3 rRNA genes are annotated in these 5599 nt (G+C 54.4%); all 3 read right to left on the reverse strand.

Annotated features, from left to right (window positions below):
* Positions 1-55: 55 nt before the first annotated feature.
* Positions 56-172: ribosomal RNA gene (gene rrf / locus ACJV7B_RS06055) — 5S ribosomal RNA — on the reverse strand.
* 177 nt (positions 173-349) lie between these two features.
* Positions 350-3410 (reverse strand): 23S ribosomal RNA (locus ACJV7B_RS06060).
* Positions 3411-3795: 385 nt separating this feature from the next.
* Positions 3796-5323, reverse strand: a 16S ribosomal RNA gene (locus ACJV7B_RS06065).
* Together the 16S, 23S and 5S rRNA genes form the textbook arrangement of a ribosomal RNA operon.
* Positions 5324-5599 lie beyond the last annotated feature (276 nt).

Below are 5599 nucleotides of genomic sequence, written 5' to 3' on the forward strand. Positions count from 1 at the left end.
AGTAGTGTGGGAATAAAAAAAGCGGGGAACAATCAAGTTCCCCGCTAGAAGATTAATGCGGCAGCGTGCTAGTCTCCCACACCCTATCGAGTGCAGTACCCTCGCCGTGTCAGGCCTTAGCTTCCGGGTTCGGAATGGGACCGGGCGTCTCACCTGAGCCATGACCACCGCAAAACTATATTATACACTCACCAACAGTAAGTGGCAACGTGGCGGTTTGGGAACCGGACATGAACGCGAGTAGTAAAAGCTTTTACTAACCAATCGTTAAGCGAATCGTTTAATACTCCATGATGCTAGAAAATAATACTCAAGTTTCAAACTAGCCCCCTCCTAAAAGCAGAAGGGAAGAATGTCACCATCGCCCGTTAGTACTGGTCAGCTCCACCCCTTACAGGGCTTCCACGTCCAGCCTATCAACCACGTGTTCTACATGGGGGCTCACACACTAAAGTGCAAGGAATGCTTATCTTGGAGCAGGCTTCCCGCTTAGATGCTTTCAGCGGTTATCCCTTCCGAACGTAGCTAACCGGCGGCGCCACTGGCGTGACGACCGGCATACCAGAGGTTCGTCCACCCAGGTCCTCTCGTACTATGGGCAGGTCTCCTCAACATTCCAACGAGCGCAGAGGATAGAGACCAAACTGTCTCACGACGTTCTGAACCCAGCTCGCGTGCCGCTTTAATCGGCGAACAGCCGAACCCTTGGGACCTGCTCCAGCCCCAGGATGCGACGAGCCGACATCGAGGTGCCAAACCATCCCGTCGATATGGACTCTTGGGAATGATCAGCCTGTTATCCCCGGGGTACCTTTTATCCGTTGAGCGATGCCACGTCCGTACGCCGGCACCGGATCACTATCTCCGACTTTCGTCCCTGCTCGACCCGTCAGTCTCACAGTCAAGCCCGCTTGTGCGATTACACTCAACACCCGATTGCCAACCGGGCTGAGCGGACCATTGAGCGCCTCCGTTACTCTTTAGGAGGCAACCGCCCCAGTTAAACTACCCGCCAGGCACTGTCCCTAACACGGATAACGTGCTGAGGTTAGACGCCAGATATGGAAAGAGCGGTATTTCACCTGTCGACTCCACGCAAGCTAGCGCCCGCGCTTCACAGCCTCCCGCCTATGCTACACGATCCACACCTAACGACAATACCAAGGTATAGTAAAGGTCCCGGGGTCTTTTCGTCCTTCTGCGCTTAACGAGCATCTTTACTCGTACTGCAATTTCGCCGGGCTCCTGGCCGAGACAGTGGGGAAGTCGTTACGCCATTCGTGCAGGTCGGAACTTACCCGACAAGGAATTTCGCTACCTTAGGATGGTTATAGTTACCACCGCCGTTTACCGGGGCTTAAATTCACCGCTTCACCGAAGCTAACGGATCCTCTTAACCTTCCGGCACCGGGCAGGCGTCAGAGCGTATACAGCGGCTTACGCCTTCGCACGCTCCTGTGTTTTTGGTAAACAGTCGCTACCCCCTAGCTTGTGCCACCCCCAACAGCTCAACAGTGTAAAACCATATCACCATCAGGGGTCTCCCTTATGCCGAAGGCACGGGAGTAATTTGCCGAGTTCCTTGGCCAGGATTCGCCCGATCGCTTCGGTATACTCTACCAGACCACCAGTGTCGGTTTAGGGTACGAGCGGAATCACACCTCACGTTGAAGCTTTTCTTGGCAAGCAGGATCACCGGAATCAGCCTTACAGCCTACCCATCACGCCTCAGCTTTAACATCCCCCGGATTTACCTAGAGGACAGCCCACACGCTTAGCCACGGAAAACCACCTCCGCAGCCGGCTACCTACCCGCGTCACTCCCACGCTAACCTACTACCGATACGCTCCCAACACAAACAAGCCAACAACCCCGAAAGGAAGCCAGCTTGCAAATGAAGGTTAGTACTCTCAGATTCAGTTCGAACGGTGTAACACCGGTACGGGAATATCAACCCGTTCATCCATTCGACTACGCCTGTCGGCCTCGCCTTAGGACTCGACTCACCCGGGGACGACGAACGTGGCCCCGGAACCCTTAGTCATCCAGCGGACGGGATTCACACCCGTCTCTCGCTACTCATGTCTGCATTCTCACTCCTGTAAAGTCCACGACACGTTCACACGGCCGCTTCACCCCTTACAGGACGCTCTCCTACCCCGCATGAAATAAATCATGCAGCCGCGTCTTCGGTGGCGTGCTTAAGCCCCGCTACATTGTCGGCGCGGAACCACTAGACCAGTGAGCTGTTACGCACTCTTTCAAGGATGGCTGCTTCTGAGCCAACCTCCTGGCTGTCTATGCGACTCCACATCCTTTCCCACTTAGCACGCGCTTCGGGACCTTAGACGACGATCAGGGCTGTTTCCCTTTTGACGACGGAGCTTATCCCCCGCCGACTCACTGCCGTGATAAACCTAACAGGTATTCGGAGTTTGGCTGCTATTGGTACCCGGTATGGGCCCGCAAGCATCCAGTAGCTCTACCCCCTGTAAGCAATAACACGACGCTGCACCTAAATGCATTTCGGAGAGAACCAGCTATCACGGAATTTGATTGGCCTTTCACCCCTAACCCCAAGTCATCCCCCCAGTTTTCAACCTAGGTGGGTTCGGTCCTCCACACGGTCTTACCCGCGCTTCAACCTGCTCAGGGCTAGATCATCCCGCTTCGGGTCCAGGACATGCGACTAAAACGCCTTTTAAAACTCGCTTTCGCTACGGCTCCCCCACCCGGGTTAGCCTCGCCACATACCACTGACTCGCAGACTCATTTTTCGATAGGCACGCCGTCACCCCACAAGAAGGCTCCGACGGATTGTAAGCGCACGGTTTCAGGAACTATTTCACTCCCCTCCCGGGGTGCTTTTCACCTTTCCCTCACGGTACTAGTACACTATCGGTCAGACAGGAATACTTAGGCTTACCCAACGGTCTGGGCAGATTCACGCGGGATTCCACGAGGCCCGCGCTACTTGGGAATAAGCATAAAGAGACATCGCACGACAAGCTACGGGGCCATCACCCTCTACGGCTGGGAATTCAATCCCATTCACCTAGCACGACATTTTATCACTCTTCTCAACCCCGTCAGAGGCTGAACAACCAATCCCACGACCCCGAATGCGCAACACCTGACGGTTATCACACGCACCCGGTTTAGCCTGATCCGCTTTCGCTCGCCACTACTCACGGAGTATCCTTTCCTGCAGGTACTGAGATGTTTCACTTCCCTGCGTACCCCCCACAAAAACTGTGGTGACCACCCATAACAGTGGCCGGGTCTCCCCATTCGGAAATCCTCGGATCAAAGCCCACTCGGCAGCTCCCCGAGGCATATCGCAGCCCGTCACGTCCTTCATCGGTCCTGTCTACCAAGGCATCCACCATACGCCCTTACCAGTGACACACACCAGTAAGAAACCTAACAGCAAAATTCTCTAGACAACAAATCATCACACTAAACGATCACAAAACGATCAAGACGACTCCACCAAAATGGAGCCGGTCGAAAATCAGTAAAAGCAAAAACATGAAACCCTAAAAAGAATCTCACATAATCACTCGCGTCCACTATCCAGTTCTCAAACCACCACAACACCAAGAACCCAAGCCAAACACTCAAAAAGCATCAACCTGAAATCCAAGGATCGCAAAGGACCGCAACCCCAAAACAAAGGGGGGTGGCAATCCGGGAACCCAAAAGCATGCCCAAACATACTCATTCAAAAACGTTAACTATTGTTTTCCACACCAGTAACCACACTCATCCGAGCGTGCACAAAAACTCCGTAGAAAGGAGGTGATCCAGCCGCACCTTCCGGTACGGCTACCTTGTTACGACTTAGTCCCAATCACGAGCCTCACCTTAGACGGCTCCATCCCAAAAGGGTTAGGCCACCGGCTTCGGGTGCTGCCCACTTTCATGACTTGACGGGCGGTGTGTACAAGGCCCGGGAACGCATTCACCGCGACGTTGCTGATTCGCGATTACTAGCGACTCCGCCTTCACGTAGTCGAGTTGCAGACTACGATCCGAACTGAGACCGGTTTTAAGGGATCCGCTCCATGTCACCATGTCGCATCCCGTTGTACCGGCCATTGTAGCATGCGTGAAGCCCTGGACGTAAGGGGCATGATGATCTGACGTCATCCCCACCTTCCTCCGAGTTAACCCCGGCGGTCCCCCGTGAGTTCCCGGCATAACCCGCTGGCAACACAGGGCGAGGGTTGCGCTCGTTGCGGGACTTAACCCAACATCTCACGACACGAGCTGACGACGACCATGCACCACCTGTGAACCTGCCCCGAAGGGAAACCACATCTCTGCAGTCGACAGGCACATGTCAAGCCCAGGTAAGGTTCTTCGCGTTGCATCGAATTAATCCGCATGCTCCGCCGCTTGTGCGGGCCCCCGTCAATTTCTTTGAGTTTTAGCCTTGCGGCCGTACTCCCCAGGCGGGACGCTTAACGCGTTAGCTCCGACACGGAACCCGTGGAATGGGCCCCACATCCAGCGTCCACCGTTTACGGCGTGGACTACCAGGGTATCTAATCCTGTTCGCTCCCCACGCTTTCGCTTCTCAGCGTCAGTAACAGCCCAGAGACCTGCCTTCGCCATTGGTGTTCTTCCCGATATCTACACATTCCACCGTTACACCGGGAATTCCAGTCTCCCCTACTGCACTCTAGCCCGCCCGTACCCGGCGCAGACCCACCGTTAAGCGATGGGCTTTCACACCAGACGCGACGAACCGCCTACAAGCTCTTTACGCCCAATAATTCCGGATAACGCTTGCGCCCTACGTATTACCGCGGCTGCTGGCACGTAGTTAGCCGGCGCTTATTCGAAAGGTACACTCACCCAAAAGGCTTGCTCCCAATCAAAAGCGGTTTACAACCCGAAGGCCTTCATCCCGCACGCGGCGTCGCTGCGTCAGGGTTTCCCCCATTGCGCAATATTCCCCACTGCTGCCTCCCGTAGGAGTCTGGGCCGTATCTCAGTCCCAATGTGGCCGTCCGCCCTCTCAGGCCGGCTACCCGTCGAAGCCTAGGTGGGCCATTACCCCGCCTACAAGCTGATAGGACGCGACCCCATCCCATGCCACTAAACACTTTCCCAACAAGACATGCGTCAAGTTGGAGCATCCAGCATTACCACCCGTTTCCAAGAGCTATTCTGGAGCATGGGGCAGGTTGGTCACGCATTACTCACCCGTTCGCCACTCTCACCAGTCAGCAAGCTGACTAGATCCCGTTCGACTTGCATGTGTTAAGCACGCCGCCAGCGTTCATCCTGAGCCAGAATCGAACCCTCCACGAAAAAATTCAATGAAGAGCCAACAAAAGGCTCCAAAAAATAAGAAAAAGACGAGACATTCTTTAAGGAAAGAACATCCCACAAAACCTCACCACCATTTAACCATCTCTCAGGCACCCCACAATCTGTGAGGCAGGCAATGAACTGGCAATAATTAACTAATAAGTAGTACAGACACGCTCTTGAGTTCTCAAACCACCACCACACCAGCCGGCTCAATCAACCCCAAAGAGAAGAACCAGCCGCGCTGAGCAGCAAGAGATAAACTTACACCAAACC

Origin of the sequence: Gardnerella bretellae (assembly GCF_048545135.1) — a bacterium.
GTDB classification, from domain to species: domain Bacteria; phylum Actinomycetota; class Actinomycetes; order Actinomycetales; family Bifidobacteriaceae; genus Bifidobacterium; species Bifidobacterium greenwoodii.